At 63.5% G+C, this 16,456-nt stretch carries 12 protein-coding genes and 1 tRNA gene; 5 read left to right on the plus strand and 8 right to left on the minus strand.

The window, feature by feature from the left end; translation table 11 throughout:
• Positions 1–62 precede the first annotated feature (62 nt).
• The 4 genes from ACZ5WT_RS09940 to ACZ5WT_RS09955 form a co-directional block, all read right to left on the minus strand.
• On the minus strand, positions 63–1,544 hold the full coding sequence (locus ACZ5WT_RS09940) for an ABC transporter substrate-binding protein (protein ID WP_464283635.1): 1,482 nt from the start codon (positions 1,542–1,544) through the stop codon (positions 63–65).
• Between the two features lie 167 nt (positions 1,545–1,711).
• Positions 1,712–3,355 (minus strand): ABC transporter permease, encoded by a 1,644-nt coding sequence (locus ACZ5WT_RS09945; RefSeq protein WP_464283636.1) that lies wholly within the window; start codon positions 3,353–3,355, stop codon positions 1,712–1,714.
• Positions 3,356–3,409: 54 nt separating this feature from the next.
• Positions 3,410–4,453 carry an extracellular solute-binding protein gene (locus ACZ5WT_RS09950; protein ID WP_464283637.1) on the minus strand — a complete coding sequence of 348 codons (1,044 nt, stop codon included), beginning with the start codon at positions 4,451–4,453 and terminating at the stop codon, positions 3,410–3,412.
• Positions 4,454–4,644: 191 nt separating this feature from the next.
• On the minus strand, positions 4,645–7,317 hold the full coding sequence (locus tag ACZ5WT_RS09955) for a sensor histidine kinase (protein ID WP_464287185.1): 2,673 nt from the start codon (positions 7,315–7,317) through the stop codon (positions 4,645–4,647).
• Between the two features lie 270 nt (positions 7,318–7,587).
• Between ACZ5WT_RS09955 and ACZ5WT_RS09960 the strand changes: the two genes are divergently transcribed.
• A tRNA-His gene (locus ACZ5WT_RS09960) sits at positions 7,588–7,664 on the plus strand.
• A gap of 88 nt (positions 7,665–7,752) precedes the next feature.
• On the opposite strand, the gene ACZ5WT_RS09965 is transcribed toward ACZ5WT_RS09960, so the two are convergent.
• Positions 7,753–8,250: a nucleoside deaminase gene (locus tag ACZ5WT_RS09965; RefSeq protein WP_464283638.1), complete on the minus strand. Its 498-nt coding sequence runs from the start codon at positions 8,248–8,250 to the stop codon at positions 7,753–7,755.
• A 53-nt stretch (positions 8,251–8,303) separates the two neighbouring features.
• Positions 8,304–8,900 (minus strand): IMPACT family protein, encoded by a 597-nt coding sequence (locus ACZ5WT_RS09970; RefSeq protein ID WP_464283639.1) that lies wholly within the window; start codon positions 8,898–8,900, stop codon positions 8,304–8,306.
• A 140-nt stretch (positions 8,901–9,040) separates the two neighbouring features.
• Between ACZ5WT_RS09970 and ACZ5WT_RS09975 the strand changes: the two genes are divergently transcribed.
• The 4 genes from ACZ5WT_RS09975 to ACZ5WT_RS09990 are packed head-to-tail and all read left to right on the plus strand — an operon-like array spanning position 9,041 to position 13,857.
• Positions 9,041–9,319 (plus strand): YtcA family lipoprotein, encoded by a 279-nt coding sequence (locus ACZ5WT_RS09975; RefSeq protein ID WP_464283640.1) that lies wholly within the window; start codon positions 9,041–9,043, stop codon positions 9,317–9,319.
• Positions 9,319–10,365, plus strand: coding sequence for a multidrug transporter subunit MdtN (mdtN, locus tag ACZ5WT_RS09980; RefSeq protein ID WP_464283641.1), 1,047 nt, complete (start codon positions 9,319–9,321; stop codon positions 10,363–10,365). The genes ACZ5WT_RS09975 and mdtN overlap by 1 nt, the downstream gene beginning before the upstream one ends.
• Positions 10,346–12,340 (plus strand): FUSC family protein, encoded by a 1,995-nt coding sequence (locus tag ACZ5WT_RS09985; RefSeq protein WP_464283642.1) that lies wholly within the window; start codon positions 10,346–10,348, stop codon positions 12,338–12,340. Before mdtN ends, ACZ5WT_RS09985 begins: the two co-directional genes overlap by 20 nt.
• Entirely contained in the window at positions 12,337–13,857 is a 1,521-nt protein-coding gene (locus ACZ5WT_RS09990) for a TolC family protein (protein WP_464283643.1), read from the plus strand. Before ACZ5WT_RS09985 ends, ACZ5WT_RS09990 begins: the two co-directional genes overlap by 4 nt.
• A 6-nt stretch (positions 13,858–13,863) precedes the next feature.
• On the opposite strand, the gene ACZ5WT_RS09995 is transcribed toward ACZ5WT_RS09990, so the two are convergent.
• Together ACZ5WT_RS09995 and ACZ5WT_RS10000 are read right to left on the minus strand one after the other, a co-directional pair.
• Complete coding sequence (locus tag ACZ5WT_RS09995; protein ID WP_464283644.1) at positions 13,864–15,705, minus strand: TadE/TadG family type IV pilus assembly protein; 1,842 nt, start codon at positions 15,703–15,705, stop codon at positions 13,864–13,866.
• Between the two features lie 64 nt (positions 15,706–15,769).
• The gene (locus ACZ5WT_RS10000) at positions 15,770–16,351 is read right to left on the minus strand and encodes a L,D-transpeptidase (protein ID WP_464287186.1); all 582 of its coding nucleotides are present in this window, start codon (positions 16,349–16,351) and stop codon (positions 15,770–15,772) included.
• Positions 16,352–16,456: the final 105 nt, after the last annotated feature.

A 16,456-nucleotide genomic window follows, 5' to 3' on the forward strand; every position in this document is an offset into this window, starting at 1 on the left:
GCCCCCCGCCCTCATGGCCTCCCGTTAACAGGGAGGGGTTGAGGGCAGGGGCCTCCAGCGAACTATTCGGTCCAGCGGATGTCGCGCAGGACAAGGCCTTCGATGGGCGAATTCTGCCACATGCCGGTGAGTTTAGCGTTCCAAACGCCGGTCTGGGGCAGCTCGAAGAGATAGCCGTTGACGGCATCATCGGCGAGAATGGTCTGCGCGGTGATGGCAAGTTCCTTGCGCTTGGCTTCATCGGTGGTGCCATTCAGAGTCTCGATCAGCGCCTGGAAGGTCGGATTATCGTAGCCGAAGTAGTAATCTGGGTTGGCGTAGTTGCCAATGTCGAACGGCTCAACATGGCTGACGATCGTGAGGTCGAAATCCTTGTTGGCATAAACGTCCTCAAGCCACTGGGCCCACTCGACGTTGATCAGCTCGAGCTTGATGCCGACCGCCGCGAATTCGCTGGCGATGATCTGACCCGAGAGACGCGCATAGGCTACGGGCGGCATCTTCAGCGTGGCGCTGAACCCATCAGGATAGCCGGCTTCCGCCAGCAGCGCCTTGGCCGCTGCCGGGTCGTAGGGGTAGGTGCCGGTCAGATCGACGTAATAGGGATTGTGCGGGGCAAAGTGGCTGCCGATCGGCACGCCATAGCCATTGGTCGCGCCTTCGATAATGGCCTCGCGGTTGAGCGCGTGGGCCATGGCCTGGCGTACCTTGAGGTTGTTGAAGGGCGCCTTCTTGTTGTTGGTCGAAAGCAGGGTTTCTCCTTCTGTGCTGCCGACCAGGATATGGAAGCGCGGATCGTTCTGGAACACGGCAAGCGCGTCGCTGCCCATATTGTTGGTGCCGTCGACGTCGCCGGCGAGCAGCGCATTGGTGAGGGTCGCCGTGTCCCCGATGAAGAGGTAGGTCGCCTTGGTCAGGTGAACGGGCTCGCCCCAATAGGGGGCGTAGGCCTCAAGGATAACGCGGCTGCCCTTGTCCCACTGCACGAAGGCAAACGGGCCGGTGCCGATCGGCTGGGTGGCGTTGTTATCGGCGCTTTCCGGCGCCACGATCACGGCGTCGCCGCGGCCGATATCGAACAGGAACCGGCCGATCTGCCGGTCGAGCTTGAGCTCCACGGTCAGCGGATCAATCACCGTCACCGACTGGATGGGCTCGTAGAATTCGCGATGCGCATTGACGCTGTCGGGCGCCAGGATGCGGTCGAAGGTGAACTTGACGTCTTCGGCATCAAAGGAGGTGCCGTCGTGGAAGGTCACGCCGTCGTGCAGCTTGAACGTGTAGGTGAGGCCGTCTTCCGAAATGGTCCATTCGCTGGCCAGGCCTGGCTGCACCGCGCCATTCTCGTCGATGCGGGTCAGGCCTTCGAACACGTTCTGATAGACAACGATGTCGATGGCTTCCGCCGCCCCGGCGGTCGGATCGAGCGTCGGTGGCTCAAGGGCCACGGCGACGCGCAACTCGGTCGGCTGAGCCATCGCGATGCCTGCCATAGCGGTGGTCAACGCCAGCGCGAGACCGAATGCCTTCAACGTCTTGTTCATGCAGCAACTCCCAGTTGCGGCGGCCATGCCGCCAGTCGGTGCGCCATATGGATGCTACCAGGCGCCAACCTGCATCCAGTCTGGCTTGGCGCGGCGAAACCGCAGTTTCCCGGCCAATGGCGAAAATGTATAGGGGATCGTCACTAACATGGCAGCATGCCGCCCTGTTATACTTTCCTACGATCGCCCAGTCGCGTAGCAAGAATGACCGGTATCAGTCCTGCCAGCACAATAAACAGTGCAGGCAGCGCCGCCTGAGCAAAAAGTCCGACATTGGCCCGCATGTAGACCAGCGTGGCCAGCGTATCGATTCCCAGGGGCCGCAGCAGCAGGGTCGCGGGCAGTTCCTTGATGATTTCGACGAAAACCAGCGTGGCCGCACTCAACAGGGCTGGCGCCAGCGTCGGCAGGTCGACCTTGAACAATAGGCTCAGCCGCCGCGCGCCGAGCACTCGTCCGGCATCGAGGATCGAATCCCCGCGCTTCTTCATGGCGGCGTCGATGGTCGAGTGGCTCACCGCGAGAAAGCGGATCGTATAGACATAGAGCAGGGCGGCCATCGACCCGGAGAGGATCAGGCCCGGCCGCCAGTCCATCAGGGCCATGGTCAGGCGATTGAACCAGAGATCGGCCTGGCCGAGCGGCTGCAGCAAGCCGAGGGCCAGCACGGTGCCGGGAATGGCATAGCCCAGAGTTGCGAGACGTATGGCTCCGCGTCCCGATGGGCCCGAACGATGCGCCAGCTTGGCCGCAAGCAGGCCCGCCATCACCGTGATGACGGCGCCGATGCTGGCCAGCGTAAGGGTGGGCACCAGTGCCGCGATGGTCATGCTGATGGTCTCGGGCATGACGACCCGGAAAGCCAGGTAGGTCAGCTGTCCCACCGGGATGCCAAAGCCGAGGGCCAGCAGGACGAGGCAAAAGCTGAAGGCCAGCCAGCGGCGCCCGCCCTGCAGCGGCTCGCGGGCCGGGGGCACGCGGCTATCGCGGTGGCCCATATAGACTCGGTCGCGTCGGGCCCGCTGCTCCGCGGCAATCAGCAACGCAATCACCAGCACCACGGTCACGGCCAATTGGGCGGCGCCGCCAAAGTCGGAGCGGTTGATCCAGGTGGAGTAGATGATGGCGGTGATGGCATTGATGCCGAAATACTGCACGGCGCCAAGGTCGTTGACGACCTCCATCATGGCCAGCGTGACTCCCACGACCAGGGCCGGGCGCGACAGCGGCAGCGTAACCGAAAAGAAAGTGCGCATGCCGCCAGCGCCCATGGTGCGCGCGGCAATGTTGAGGCTGGCCGACTGCATCAGGAAAAAGGCGCGGCAGGCGACGTAGATATAGGGGTAGAGCACGCTCGAGAGCACGATGGTCGCGCCCCACTGGCTGCGGATTTCGGGAAACCAGTATTCCTTGAGGGTCGTCGCGCCATTGATGCTGCGCACGATGGTCTGGATCGGCCCGGGAAAGCCCAGGAATTCCACATAGCTATAGGCGGCCAGATAGGTCGGCACGGCCAGCGGCAGAACCAGCGCCCAATCGAACAGCCGCCGCAGCGGGAACTCGTAATGGGTAACCAGCCATGCCGCGACCAGCCCGGTGCAGCCGGTGATGATCCCGACCGAGATCATCAGCAGGCCCGTATCGCGAAGCGAGGTCGGCAGCATTGTGGCGGCCAGCCCGTTGCTGCCGCCCACGGCAGCAAGCGCCGACCAGCCTAGCCACAGGATGGGCAGGCCCATCAGCGCAGCCATCAAAAAGGCAATGACCGGCAAGGCTCGCGCCCCGCCGGTCTCTGTGGTTTTCACCTGCATCACATCTGCAGCGATGGTCGTCCCCTTTCGCTGGAAGACGTCGCGCGGAACAGCTTAGTTCTGCGCGCCTTCGTTGAACTTCAGCTCGTCAACCAGCGCAGCGGCCTCGGCGCGATGCGCGGCGACTTCGACCAGCGGGGTGTTGACTGGCTTGAGGGTACCCCAGCTCAGGGTCAGTTCGGACGGCGAGACCGACGGAACCACGGGGAACTCATAGTTGGTGTCGGCATAGATGCCCTGGGCTTCGTCCGACAGGAGGAAAGCGATCAGCGCATTGGCGTTTTCGACGTTGGGCGCGTACTTGGCGATAAAGCCGCCCGCCACGTTCACCTGGGTGCCTTCGCCTTCAGCGTCGGGGTAGATGATGCGCGCGGATGCGGCCCATTCCTTCTGCTCGGGCTCGGCGTCGTTGTTCAGCATGACGCCCATGTAATAGGTGTTGCTGATGCTGAGATCGCAGGTGCCGGCGAGGATGTTCTTGACGCCTTCGCGGTCGCCGCCAGTGGGGGCATAGGCCAGGTTGTCGCGCACGGCGGTGAGCCAGGTGCGGGTGGCATCAAGGCCATGGGCGGCAATGCGCTGGGCAATCAGGCCGATATTGTAGGGATGGTCGCCTGCACGAGTGCAGAGGCGGCCCTTCCACTCGGGGCCGGCGATATCGTCATAGGTCAGGGCGGTCGCGTCGACGCGCTCCTTGGAGACGTAGAACACGCGGGCGCGCAGCGATAGTGCGGTCCAGTTGTCATTGTCGTCACGGAAAGCGGCCGGCACGCGCTCATCGAGAACGGGCGTGGTGATCGGCTGGGTCAGGCCCTTTTCCTCGGCGCCAACCAGATTGCCGATGTCAACCGTCAAAACCACGTCTGCGGGGGAGAGTTCGCCTTCGGCAGCGACGCGATCGAGCAGGCCGTCGCCGGCATAAAGCACGTTTGCCTTGATGCCGGTTTCTGCGCTGAACCGATCCAGCAGCGGCTGCAGCAGGGTCTGTTCGCGATAGCTGTAGATGTTGACTTCGCCGCTCTGGGCGAAAGCGGGGGCAGAAGCGCCGATCATGGCAACGGAAGCGAGCAGCGCAGCAAGGCGAAGGGTATTCGTCATCTGAAGATCTCCCTTAAGGCGAGGTCAAGGTCTCGCCCGGATGGCTCCGTTGACCACAACTTGCCCGCGCAAGTCAATAAGCTCAACAAAAACAAAGCCTTACAGATTAGAACGGTTCAATTTTTCGGAGCAATAACCGTGCTGATTCAACTTCTTAGTCGGCCGGAGAAATTGCCGAAAAATGCGCCCAATTACTCGGAGGCTGGCGGCAAAGCCGGGCGTTCGACCAGATCGGAGGGGATGACCAGCGTAAACAGCATGCCCTGCGCGCCCGCCGGATCAACGGAAAGCGAGAAGGCATTGACCGCCAGCAGCGAGCGGGTCAGCGCCAGGCCGACGCTGGAGCGGACCGGTGCCATCATCTGGCCGTTCTGCCCGATGCCATCGCGGAACACGACAAACCGCTCGGACATGTCCACGGCATTGGTTGAGCTGTCCCGCACATGCACGGCGATTCCGCCATCATCTTCCCGACGCGCCGAGATCACCACGGCGCCGCCGGTTGGGGTCTGGTCGATGGCGCTGGCCAGCAGGTTGAGCACCGCCTGCGCCAGCGACGCGCGATCGGCGGTGATGCGGGGCAGGTTTTCCGAAATGGCGTTGCGCACGATGACGCGCGCGCCGCTGGCCTGCTGGCGGATACGCAGCACGCAGCTTTCAAGCAACGCCGTGAGATCAATGCTGGCGCGCTGCGGCATGTAGCGGCCGTCGCGCAGCCGGGCATAGTCGTCGAGTTCATCGACCAGCGCCGCGATTTCGAGTCCGGCGGTGGTGATGTCCTGGGCGTAGCTTTCGTAGCGCTCATTGTGCAGCGCGCCGAAGGCCTCGGTGCGGATGAGGTCGGAAAAGCCGATAATCGTGTTGAGAGGCCGCCGCACGCCGCGGCTGATCCGCGCCAGCAGGGCCGGATCGGATTCCGTGGTGCCGGCAATGCGCAGTTGCGCGGCCTCGCGCGGACGCACAAAGCCGAAATGACCGGTGACGACCCCCGCCTGTCCCTGCGCGAACAGGATGATCTCGGCGGTGCCCGAGGCCGAACGCAGCGTGACGCAGGGGCGCGCGGTTTCGGCAAAGCGGGCGGGACGTTCGAGGAACTCGCGCAGATTGGCCATGTCGCCGACTGAAATCAGCGTCGAAAGCGGCCGCCCTTCGACCGAGCCTTGCTGGTTGAGCAGGCGGGCGGCTTTGGGCGTGATGGAGCTGACGACGCCAGCGCGCGACGCTTCAAGGAAGCCATCGCCGCGCACTTCGGCAAAGGTCTGGGCGAAGGCATTGACCGCAGCCTCGTGGCCGGTGCGCACTTCGGTGGTGCTGGCCGAGAGCATGAGGGCAGGGCGCCCCTGCCAGGACATGGACTGCAGCCGCGCCGTAACAGGCACCAGCGTGCCGTCGCGCTGCACCAGATGGTTCACCGGGCCGGCATTGTGCCCGTCTGGGCCCGCTGCGGGGAACACGGCGGCCAGGCCGGCATTGCGCAGTTCCTCGACCGAGCCATAGCCGACCATTTCGGTGATGGCGCGGTTGGCGAACAGGATCTGCTGGTCACGGAACACCAGAATGCCTAGCGGCAGGCGGTTGAGCACCAGAGTCTCGCCGCCCAGGTTGATCAGTGCACCGGTGCGGGGCGGTTCGGGCGTGGCGACGGGTTCCGTCGTGGCGACGGGTTCGGTCGCACGCGGCGTGGCGTCGCCCACGCGATCGGTGAGGATGCGGGAGAGCTCGTCGAAATTATAGCGCGAGACGCGTTCGACTGCCTCGGCATCGGGCGGTGCCGAAACAATGGGCGCCTCCGGGGCGCTCGCTACGGTCTCGGGCGTCTCCTCCGAAGGCGCTTCCTCTGGGGCCGTTTCCACGGGCGCTTCGACCGCGGCATCGAGCGCGGCCAACTGGTCGAGATCGGCTTCCGCCTCGGTCAGCTCGGGCTCGTCCGTCTCGGCGAATTCAGCAATAAAATTGCGTCCGGTGACCTTGTAGAGCTGCTTGGTTTCCGGCTCTTCGGGCTCCGGCATTTGCGGAGGCAGGTCATCGTCGTCGGTCAGCGCCGTATAGAGTTCTGCGTCGGCGGCCAGCTGGTCGAACAACCGGCTCAGGCGGTTGGACGTAGGCAGATCCATTGCCTCGTCGACCGGTTCGGCCGGCTGCTCGGGTTCAGATTCGCTCTCGGCGACGACGGGTTCGGCCTCGTCTTCAACGACCGGCTCGGGCTCACTGGGCCGCACAAGCTCAAGCTTGGCTTCCTGCTCGACGGCGCGCCAGTTTTCGAGCTCCTGCGCGTAAACCACGCTTTCGTCGGGCTGGGGAGGCGGGGGCGCTGAATCCGGCGGGGGCTCATGCAGGGTCGGCTCGTCGAGCGCTTCGCGTGCGGCAGCCATGTCCGCGTCGGCATCGAGGGATGTCGAATCGGACGCGGACTCGTCTACCAGCGCCGATTCGGGCTGAGGGATTTCGGGCACAACCGCATCGATGGCCTCGTCGGCTTCATCTTGGGCGGCGGCAAGAATTTCGGGGTCGATGGGATCAACGCCCACGATCAGCAGCACCGTCTGGCCATCCTGCCAAATCAGAGGCGTCGTCGCGCAGGTGCTCGAGGTCGGCTTTTCACCGGCGATGAACTGGATGCGCGCCAGGCTGCTCCGGCCAATCGAGCCCAGACGGATATTGCGCGCAACCTGGCCTTTGATCGGCACGGCAACGGGCGCCAGCTTCAGGCCGTACTTTTTCAGCTTGGCCAGAAACAGCTCGGCCGCTGCATTTTGCCACAGCAGGTCCTGACCATCCTGCGACCACAGCCAGGCCGGCCGCGAATCCTCGGCGTGCTGCAGCACACGGCGGGCGCTCGGCGATGTGATCCAGTCGGCATTCATATGCGACAAATTTCTCCGTTCCCGGTTCGTGTATGTGCCATTCCGACACATATTGCCCCCGGAACCTCAAGGTTTCTTCAATATAGGGCGCCAACGGCAGGGTCCAGTGCGGCGCGAACACTGACCCCGACCTTCGAAAGGGATGGTTAAATCAGCCGTCTGGCACGAAGGTCATCCACAGCCAAATTCGGTGCTTGTCTTCCTGAAATTCTCGACCTATGTTCCGCCCGCTTTCGGGACGTGCTCAACGCCCTCCCTCGCAGAGCATTTGCCGCCTTAGCTCAGTTGGTTAGAGCGCTAGATTGTGGATCTAGAGGTCCCCCGTTCAATCCGGGGAGGCGGTACCATTCTCCCTATTGCTATCGTGAAGCGTCAGGTCCCTGGGCGGGCGTCGCGCGCCGATCCTGTCGAATCATTGGCGTCGCCCTCACCGCGCTAGCCAGCAGGCTCGTTTTTGGCCTTTGTGTGGAACGAGACGTGCAACTGATGCACCTGCTCGGCAAATTCCTCGACCGGGCCTTCGACTTGGGCGTTCCGGATGACGTCTTCGATCGACAGCGCGTGCAGCGGTGATTCCGGCGCATTGAGCGCGGTCATCCATTCGCCCAGCTGCTTTGAGGAGCTGGCATAGACGATGCGGCCGAGTCCGACCCATCCATGCGCGGCAGAGCACATCGGGCAGTGTTCGCCTGACGTGTATACTGTTGCAACGGTTCGCTCTGCTGGCGTCATGTTGTTGGCGGCCCAGCGCGCTATGGCGAATTCGGGATGCTGGGTATGGTCGCCGCCGGCCACGTGATTGTGGTCCTCGAACAGGACCCGGCCATCGGACGAAACCAGCACCGAACCAAAGGGCTCGTCGCCCGTTGTCAGGGCCTGGGCAGCCAGGTCGACACAGCGCTGCAGATGCTTGCGATCCAGGTCAGTAATCATGGCGTTTCCCTTCAAAACCTAGTTGGCCGTGCCCGACCATAGGCGCAACGCGCCTATTCCTCAAAGCGCAGCGCAGCCCGCCCGCCCGTGAGATTGGGCACCAGGCGAGCCACTTCGTCGGCCTGGCCACGCGGGACGGCGACTGTCCATTCGGCACCACTGTCGTTGAAGGTTGGGCGGTTCATCTGCATGTCCGACAATGCGTTCAGCCGCGCCTGCAACAGGGCCAGGTCTCCAAACGGGCATGTCACCACGGCCATCACGGTGTCGACGATTGGGATTTTGTCGGCACTTCGCAGGGACAGGGCAGCGGTGCCGCCATAGGCCCTGACGAGACCGCCACTGCCGAGCAGGACGCCACCAAACCAGCGGGTCACAACAACGATGACGCGATCCAGTCCCTGCCCATCGATGGCCTGAAGGATTGGCTTGCCGGCAGTTCCACTGGGCTCGCCATCGTCGTTGAACCGGTAACCCTGTCCGATCCGCCAGGCCCAGCAATTGTGATTGGCGGCGGGATCGGTATGCGATGCCACAAAGGCCTTGGCAGCCTCTTCGTCGTCGACGGGGGCGGCGATGGCCATAAAGCGGCTTTTCTTGATCTCCTGCCGGGCCGTCGCGGTGGCTGCCAGGGTATGATGCGTGCTCATGCCTCCCCTATAGCAGTTGGCGCGGGGCAACTGTCGAACAGTGTGTGGCAAAGCCACGTCTGCGGGCGGTGCCAGAGGTTTACGCCCGCGCCAAAACCGCTATGTTCGTTTGACGAGCGGTGCCACTGGTGAAATCCCCCATGTTGAGACTGATTTTCGCGGTGCTGCTGGCAGTCGGCCTCGCCGGATGCTCCGGCTCCGGCACAGCCGGGGCCCCAGCCGTTCCGATCTTCGGATCGTTCTTCCCGGCCTGGATCATCTGTGCGGTCGGGGGCGTCATTCTGGCGCTAATCGTCCGGGCGCTGCTGATCCGGCTCAAGATCGATGAGCATCTGCCCGCCCCGCCACTGGTCTATCTGTGCCTGGCCATTTCGGGCGGCATTCTGGCGTGGCTGATCTGGTCGGGAGTCATTGGCTGATGCGCGCGATTCTGGGAAAGATCATCGGCTACGGCATCATCGTCGCCACGCTGGTGCTGATCTATGTGGCCTGGGCCACTAACGTCACCAATCCCCGCTCCGATGTCGCCGAGATCGAAGCGCCCATCGTGCATATCTCGTCGACGGTGCCGGGGCGCATCATTGCGATCGAAGTTGAAAACAACGCCGCGGTGAGCAAGGGCGACGTGCTGTTCCGCATCGATTCGGAGCCGTTCCAATTGCGGCACGATCAGGCGCAGGCCGAATTGCGCGCCGCCGAGTCGGAACTGGCGCAGGGCCAGCGCAATATCGCGACCGAACAGAGCAATGCCGACGTCGCCCAGAAGCAGATCGAGCGTGCTCAGTTCAATGCCGACCTGGCCCGGCAGACGCTGGAGCGTCTGGAGCCGCTGCTGGAGCAGGGATTCGTCACCGCCCAGCAGGTCGATCAGGCCCGCACGGCGTACAATGATTCACTGGTCAGCCTGGATCAGGCATTGCAGCAGTCACAGGGCGCCTCCCAGATCATCGGCACGCTCGATACGCGCCAGGCGCAGGTCGACACGGCCCGCGCCACCGTGGCGCTGACCCAGCGCGATCTCGACAACACCATCGTGCGCGCGCCCTTCGACGGCCGCGTCGTCGGGCTGATCATGCCGCCGGGCGAATATGTCATCACCGGGCAAACGGTGTTCTCGCTGATCGATACTTCGGGCTGGGAAGCGGTGGCCTTCTTCCGCGAAACCGAATTGCCTTCCATTGTCATCGGCAGCGAGGCGCAGGTCTTTGTCATGGCCGACTCACGCAACCCGATCCGGGGCACGGTTTCGGCAATCGGCTGGGGCGTGAGGTCGGAGGAATCGGCGACCATCCTTGGGCTGCCGCTGGTCTCGAATTCCCTCAATTGGGTCAAGGTCGCCAAGCGCTTTCCGGTCTATGTGCATCTGCACGAGCCGCCGGATGGGCTGATGCGGGTGGGAGCGTCGGCAGTCGTCGTCATTTCCGATACCCAATCAGAGACCGGCGATGGCAGCGCCAACCACTAGGGCCAGCTTGCTCGAATTCCTTAAGCAGGAACTCAAGCCCTATGACGGGCGGCTGGGCCGTTCGCTGCGCATGGCGCTGGCCTGCATGATCGTGGTGCTGGTGTCGATGAGCCAGCAGGTGCCCGAGGCGGCGCTCTCCTGCTACCTGATCTTCTTTGCGGCGCGGAACAATGCAGGTTCCGGCATCCTCATCGCCATTGCCCTGATCGTCGCCGCTTCCGTGGGCATCCTGATTGGTCTGCTATTCCTGCAGATCGCCGCCGACGAGCCTATGTTGCGGCTGGGCTTCCTGGTGCTGTTCACCTTCGGTGGCATGTTCTTTTCGCAAGCCAGCCGGGCAGGGGCCATCGCGGCGACAGTGGGATTCGTGCTGGCCTTCGTCATGACGCTCTATGACATCGTGCCCATTCCAGAGCTGTTGTCGCGCGGGCTGAGCTGGATGTGGGTCGTGGTGTTTTTCCCCATGGCCACGCTGATCCTCGTCAACGTGCTGTTCGGCCCCAATCCCGCCAGGCTTGCCCGCCGCGCCATCGCCGACCGGCTTCGCGTCGCCGCACAATTGCTGGCCGGCGAAACGGCCGTGAGAGAGAAGGCAGAAGAGCTGCTGGCCGAGGGGACCGAGGAGATCGGTACCCTGGCGCGCATGGGCGGGCTGTTCGGCTACTTTTCCAAGCAGGAAGGCGGCCGGCTGGTCGCCATGGCGCCCGCCAGCCAGCACTTGCTCACCCTGGCCTTCGCGCAACCGGGGGAAGGTGACGCCAAAACGCGCGCCATGCTCGTTCAACTGGCTGACCTGGTGGAAGCCGGGGAACCACTCGGGCAGGCATCGCATTCGAACGTTCCGGGCGCCTTACCCGAACTTGGGGAACGCCTCGCCGGGCTGTGGAGCGGCGCGATTGTTGACGATGGCCCGGCCGAGCCAAAATCGTCCATGCTGGCGCCCGACGCCTTCACCAACCCGGTATATACCCAGTTTGCCCTCAAGGCGCTGCTGGCGGTGGTCATCACCTACATGATCTATACGGCCTGGGACTGGTTCGAAGTCCACACTGCCATGATCACCTGTTTCTACGTGGCGCTCGGCAGCGCCGGGGAAACCCTGCACAAATCGGCCCTGCGCATCGCCGGGTGCGTCGTGGGCGCGGCCATGGGCGTCGGCTCGATCATCCTGTTCATGCCGCATATGACCGATATCGGGCATTTGCTGCTGCTGGTGGGCGTGGGAAGCTTCATCGCCGCCTGGGTGTCCAATGGCAGCGGGCGCATCCAGTATATGGGCTGGCAGATGGCCCTGGCCTTCTTCCTCTGCGTTCTGCACGGCTACGGACCGACGTTTGATCTTGCGGTGGCGAGCAACCGCATCATCGGCATCCTGATCGGCAATGTCGTGGTGGCGCTGATCTTCCTCGGCATCTGGCCCGTGAGTGTTTCGAGCGGCTTTGCCAAGGCCCTGCAGAGAGCGGTCGAGCCGCTGGGCCGCGCGCTGAAACGCGAGCCCGTGCGGCTGGCAAGCGTCTGGCCCTTGCTGGCGGAAGCCAGGCGGCTGGGCGGGCTTTCTATGTTTGAGGCTAACCGGCTGCGCATTAAATCGCCGGTGCTGCCACATGGCCGTACCATAGCCGATGCGGTGGAGAGCGCCGCCCAGACCATGGCGCGGCTGGAAGTCACTCGAAGCATGCCTCGCTACCTGTTCGGCGCGCCGCGCTGTGTGAAAGCAGCAACGCTTGCCTATGAAGCGACGGCGGCCGAGTTCCTCGATCGTGCGGGTTCAGCTATTGTGACACCAAGACCGCAGACGCGTGCCGACCTTACGGCCAGTCTCGCGCGGGGCGATGCGGCGCTGGAGCGGCTGGAGATCGTTGCCGCGCGACAGGGCACGGCACGCTCTTGGTGGAAACGGGATCTGGAGCGGACCATGACGCTGTATCGCGAATTGCAGACCGAACTGTCCGCCGCCATTGGACAATTGTCGTGAGGGCGCGCCGGCTGCTTGGCCTAGCCGCTGCGGGTCTGATCGCCGTCGCGCTTTCGGCCTGTTCATCGAGCGCCCTCAAGCTGGCTCCGGCCAGCGCCTCGACGCCCTATCGCGGTGCTGCTGGCCAAGAGGCGGTCAATCCCGGCATTGCCGACTACGCCGTTACGCCGGACGGTGGCATGCCAATCGCCATTGCCGCGCCCAAGCTGGATGCCAGCCACAATTACAGCCTGCCCGAGCTGATCAATATCGCACAATTGTCCAATCCGGTGACGCGCGCCGCCTGGCAGCGCGCCCGCGAGGCAGCTGCGGCCGCGGGAGCGGTGGAAGCCAGCTACTTGCCCATCCTGACCGCCGATGTGCTGGCGGGCTATGCCGTTACTTCGGCGACGGCGCCCGGGATCGATACGAGCCTGATCAGCGTGCCGTCGGGCACGGTCACCACCAAGGGCGTGCAGGCATCTCCGGCCCTGGCGGTCAAATGGCTGCTGTTTGATTTTGGTGGGCGCGATGCGGCGCTGGCCAGCGCGCAGCAACTGTCATTTGCCGCCAATGTGAACTTCAACGCAGCGCATCAGAAACTCATCTTCGACGTCAGCAACGGCTTCTACCAGTACAGCGCTGCGCGGTCGCAGACGCGTATCAACCGTGAAGCGCTCGACAATGCCAAGGTGGTGTTGACCGCATCGGAAGCGCGACTGGGGCAGGGCGTCGCGACCACAATGGAAGTGGCGCAGGCCAAGCAGGTTGTCGCGCAAGCTGAGTTCGACCTGACCCAGGCCGTGGGACGCGAGCGCAATACCTATCACTATCTGCTCGAATCCATGGGCATCTCGCCCACCACGACTATCAAGGTGCAGGACATTTCGGGGCGCCCCCTGCCGCGCGCCGTACCGGTCGATCTCGACAACCTGATCGTGGCATCGCTGCAGCGGCGGCCCGATGTGCAGGCGGCCTTCGCGCGCGTCAAAGCCAACAAGGAAGGCATTGCCGCCGCCCGCGCCGAGTTCATGCCCAAGGTGGCCGTGACTGGCACCGTCAACCAGACCATTGGCCACTATTCGGTCAATGACAGCCGCTTTGGCACCGTCGGCAGCCTCGACGTCAACCAGCCCAATGCGGCGCTGTTGATGGGCGTCAGCATTCCCATCTTCGACGGCGGCCTGCGCGACGCCCGCATGGATGCGGCCATTGCCCAGGCGGCGGCCTCCGAGCAGGAATTTGCCCAGCTGCAAAACCTGGCAGCGCGCGAAATCGTGGTTGCCTATGACGTGTTGCGCACCAGCCTGTCGGGCCATGCAGCGGCCACGGCCCTGGTGAACGCCGCCCAGACCAACTACGACGCGGCGCTCAACTACTACAAGAATGGGCTGGGCACCCTGGCCGATATCAGCATCGCCCAGACCGGCCTGCTCAAGGCCCAATATGCCCGCGCCCAGGCCCGCAGTGACTCCCTCAGCGCCGCCGCCACCATGGCTTTCGCCACGGGGCAGCTGACCAATGCCGGTGTGCCGTAGGCGGGGCTAGTGGGCGATGCGGAGCGCGGAGAGACGACGGGCAATCTGTTCGAACGCGTTCCGCAGGTCTGCGTCGTTGGCTGCCGACAGGGCGTAGTCAGGGCCGCTGGCGCAGTATTTCATGAGCTGGTCGGCGGGTGAGCCCGCGGCGATATCGAACGCAACGGTATAGATCGTTATCGAGCGGCTGCTGTCCTTCATCGCATCGCAATATGCCCGTGCCTGCACATAGGGATCTCCATTTGGAGCGACACAGGAAATGTGGTCACTGGTGCCGCCGCTGCCCGATGTGGAATTGCGGGCTACAACGCCGTTGCAGTGAACAGTGTTGAACTCACCGTCGGTCATGAAGATAGCGGTCTTCAGCAGGTTTTCCTTGCGATAGGGCGCAGGTTGGCTCTCAAAGGGCCAGACATAGCCAAAGTTGGGCGCCAACATGTACCAGGACCAAAGGGCGCCAAGCGAACCTGAGGTCGAGCCGCCGTCCTTCAGCGCTGCGACCGCCGCTCGCAGGGCCGGTTTGTTCGACGTCAGCGGCACGATGGGGCTGGTCAGGCAGGGATTACCTGCCGGTGGGTAATTGCGGCCCACAAACGAGGCTGTCGGCGGAAGGTCGGTCATTCCGTTGACTGCGCGCTCGGTGACGCAGGTGGTTGCAGCGAAGGTGTTCCAATTGCCGTCGGGGCTCTGGAAGCGATAGTAGCTGCATCCTTCCGCGGGCGTCTGCCAGGTGCAGTGCAACTGTCCGGTATTGGCCGTGTAAGTGCCTGCCCCGGAGGTCGGCGCTCCGTTAAGATATAGCGTGGTCAAGGTCGCGCTGGACACCTGATAGCTGACGTTGTTCATGCCGGTTAGCCCCTTCACGTCCGTCACGTGAAGGTACTCGCCGTTGTTGTAGCCATGCGGCGTGCTGGTTGTTACCAGCGACATGCACCTTTCATAGAGGCATTTTATCACGCTGCCGTTCTTGGAATACTTCTTGAACTTTTCGCCGTTCTCGCCCTTCAGCTGGAATTCATCGTTGGTCTTGTTGGCGACCTGGAAGGCGCCGTTATTGATATCCGTCATGCCACTGACACCCCAGATAAAGACCCAATCGCCGTTGGAAAAACCATGCGATTTGGCGGTCACGACGACTGGGTTTTTGTTCGTCGCGCCGGTAATGGCCTTGGCCGATCCAGTGGACCAGCCAATGTCCTTGATACTCACTGGGCCGCGGATGGGTCCGCGCAAGGCAGTGGCGTAGCTGCCGGCATTGACGGCCTGCGAATAGGGGATCAGCGCCACTTTCGTATAGTTCAGCGTCTGGTCATCCTGCACCACCTCGTTGATGAAGGCGGTCATCGAGTCCCTGAGCGTTGTGATGCGTGTGCCCGACATCGAGCCAGTGACGTCCAGGGCCACCGAAATCTCCATGTCCAGCGCGCCGCGCACGGCCTGGGAGGTGAAGGCGGCCCCCACCTCCGGAACACCGACCAGCTCAACGAACAGGGTCGGCATCGTGAAGCTGCCGGCCAAGGTGATGGACCCCGCCTTTCTGTCGATCAGGATCTGGTCAACCTTCACTGTGACGGGCAGTTCCGTGCCGACGCGCTCCATCACCAGGGCTTCCGCTCGCGCGCGGATCTGCTCATCGGTTATGCCGGCGATGTTGATTTCCGAGTGCAGTGCCAGTGCGGCAGCATCCAGCGCCACCTGGGCTCGGTTGCGGGTCTGTTCGAGGCGCACATAATCCACCACCGCGCCGCCCAGGGCGACGAGGACGATGGCCATCAGCCCGAAGATCACGGCGAATGCGCCGCGTTCGTCGCGGCCAAAACGCGAAACCAGTGAGATCAGACGCTGCATTTGGTAGAACCCCAGCTTCTCGGTCGCGCCAGCGCGCGAAGGGAAGTCTCGTGGAAAACCCTTATTAAAGGACCACCACTCTCGTATAAAGTTTGACGCGTTCGTAGAGGTCGATCACGTCGGCATTCGTCATCCGGATACAGCCCGACGACACGTTCTGGCCGATGCTCCAGGGCTCGTTGGTGCCGTGGATGCGGTAGAGCGTCGAACCCAGATAGAGCGCGCGGGCGCCCAGCGGGTTGTTCTGCCCGCCTTCCATGAAGCGCGGCAGGTCGGGGCGGCGGCGCAGCATTTCAGCCGGCGGGGTCCAGCTTGGCCACTCGGCCTTGCGCGTCACCTTGTGGGTGCCGCTCCATTCAAAGCCCGATTTGGCGACGCCGATGCCATAGCGCAGCGCCCGCCCATCCCCGAGTACGAAATAAAGAAAATGGGCCCGCGTATCGATGACGATCGTGCCGCTGCGCTCGCTGGTGGAATAGGGCACCACCTGGCGCAGAAAGATCGGGTTCACATGGGGATTGCCCTGCAGCATCAGCGCGTGCTGCGGCTTGCCCTGGGTGATGATCACGCCCGGGGGCGGCGCAAAGCGCCATCCCGGTTGCAATCCGGCCGCCGACGACGGCAGCAGGGCCGATAGGGATATCATCAGCGCCAGCAGGCCCTTGCTGGCAGTCCTCAGTCCGACCATGGCAGCACTCACATCCATGCTGGCCGGTGCCAGCTTGGCGCCACAATGCCGCGAAATGGCCAA

It is taken from the genome of Devosia sp. T2-14 (assembly GCF_055397495.1).

Excerpts from the sequence above, each read along its gene's own strand:
- ACZ5WT_RS09940 (WP_464283635.1), bottom strand. The coding sequence starts at position 1,544 with ATGAACAAGACGTTGAAGGCATTCGGTCTCGCGCTGGCGTTGACCACC.
- ACZ5WT_RS09945 (WP_464283636.1), bottom strand. The coding sequence starts at position 3,355 with ATGCAGGTGAAAACCACAGAGACCGGCGGGGCGCGAGCCTTGCCGGTC.
- ACZ5WT_RS09950 (WP_464283637.1), bottom strand. The coding sequence starts at position 4,453 with ATGACGAATACCCTTCGCCTTGCTGCGCTGCTCGCTTCCGTTGCCATG.
- ACZ5WT_RS09955 (WP_464287185.1), bottom strand. The coding sequence starts at position 7,317 with ATGAATGCCGACTGGATCACATCGCCGAGCGCCCGCCGTGTGCTGCAG.
- ACZ5WT_RS09965 (WP_464283638.1), bottom strand. The coding sequence starts at position 8,250 with ATGATTACTGACCTGGATCGCAAGCATCTGCAGCGCTGTGTCGACCTG.
- ACZ5WT_RS09970 (WP_464283639.1), bottom strand. The coding sequence starts at position 8,900 with ATGAGCACGCATCATACCCTGGCAGCCACCGCGACGGCCCGGCAGGAG.
- ACZ5WT_RS09975 (WP_464283640.1), top strand. The coding sequence starts at position 9,041 with ATGTTGAGACTGATTTTCGCGGTGCTGCTGGCAGTCGGCCTCGCCGGA.
- mdtN (WP_464283641.1), top strand. The coding sequence starts at position 9,319 with ATGCGCGCGATTCTGGGAAAGATCATCGGCTACGGCATCATCGTCGCC.
- ACZ5WT_RS09985 (WP_464283642.1), top strand. The coding sequence starts at position 10,346 with ATGGCAGCGCCAACCACTAGGGCCAGCTTGCTCGAATTCCTTAAGCAG.
- ACZ5WT_RS09995 (WP_464283644.1), bottom strand. The coding sequence starts at position 15,705 with ATGCAGCGTCTGATCTCACTGGTTTCGCGTTTTGGCCGCGACGAACGC.
- ACZ5WT_RS10000 (WP_464287186.1), bottom strand. The coding sequence starts at position 16,351 with ATGATATCCCTATCGGCCCTGCTGCCGTCGTCGGCGGCCGGATTGCAA.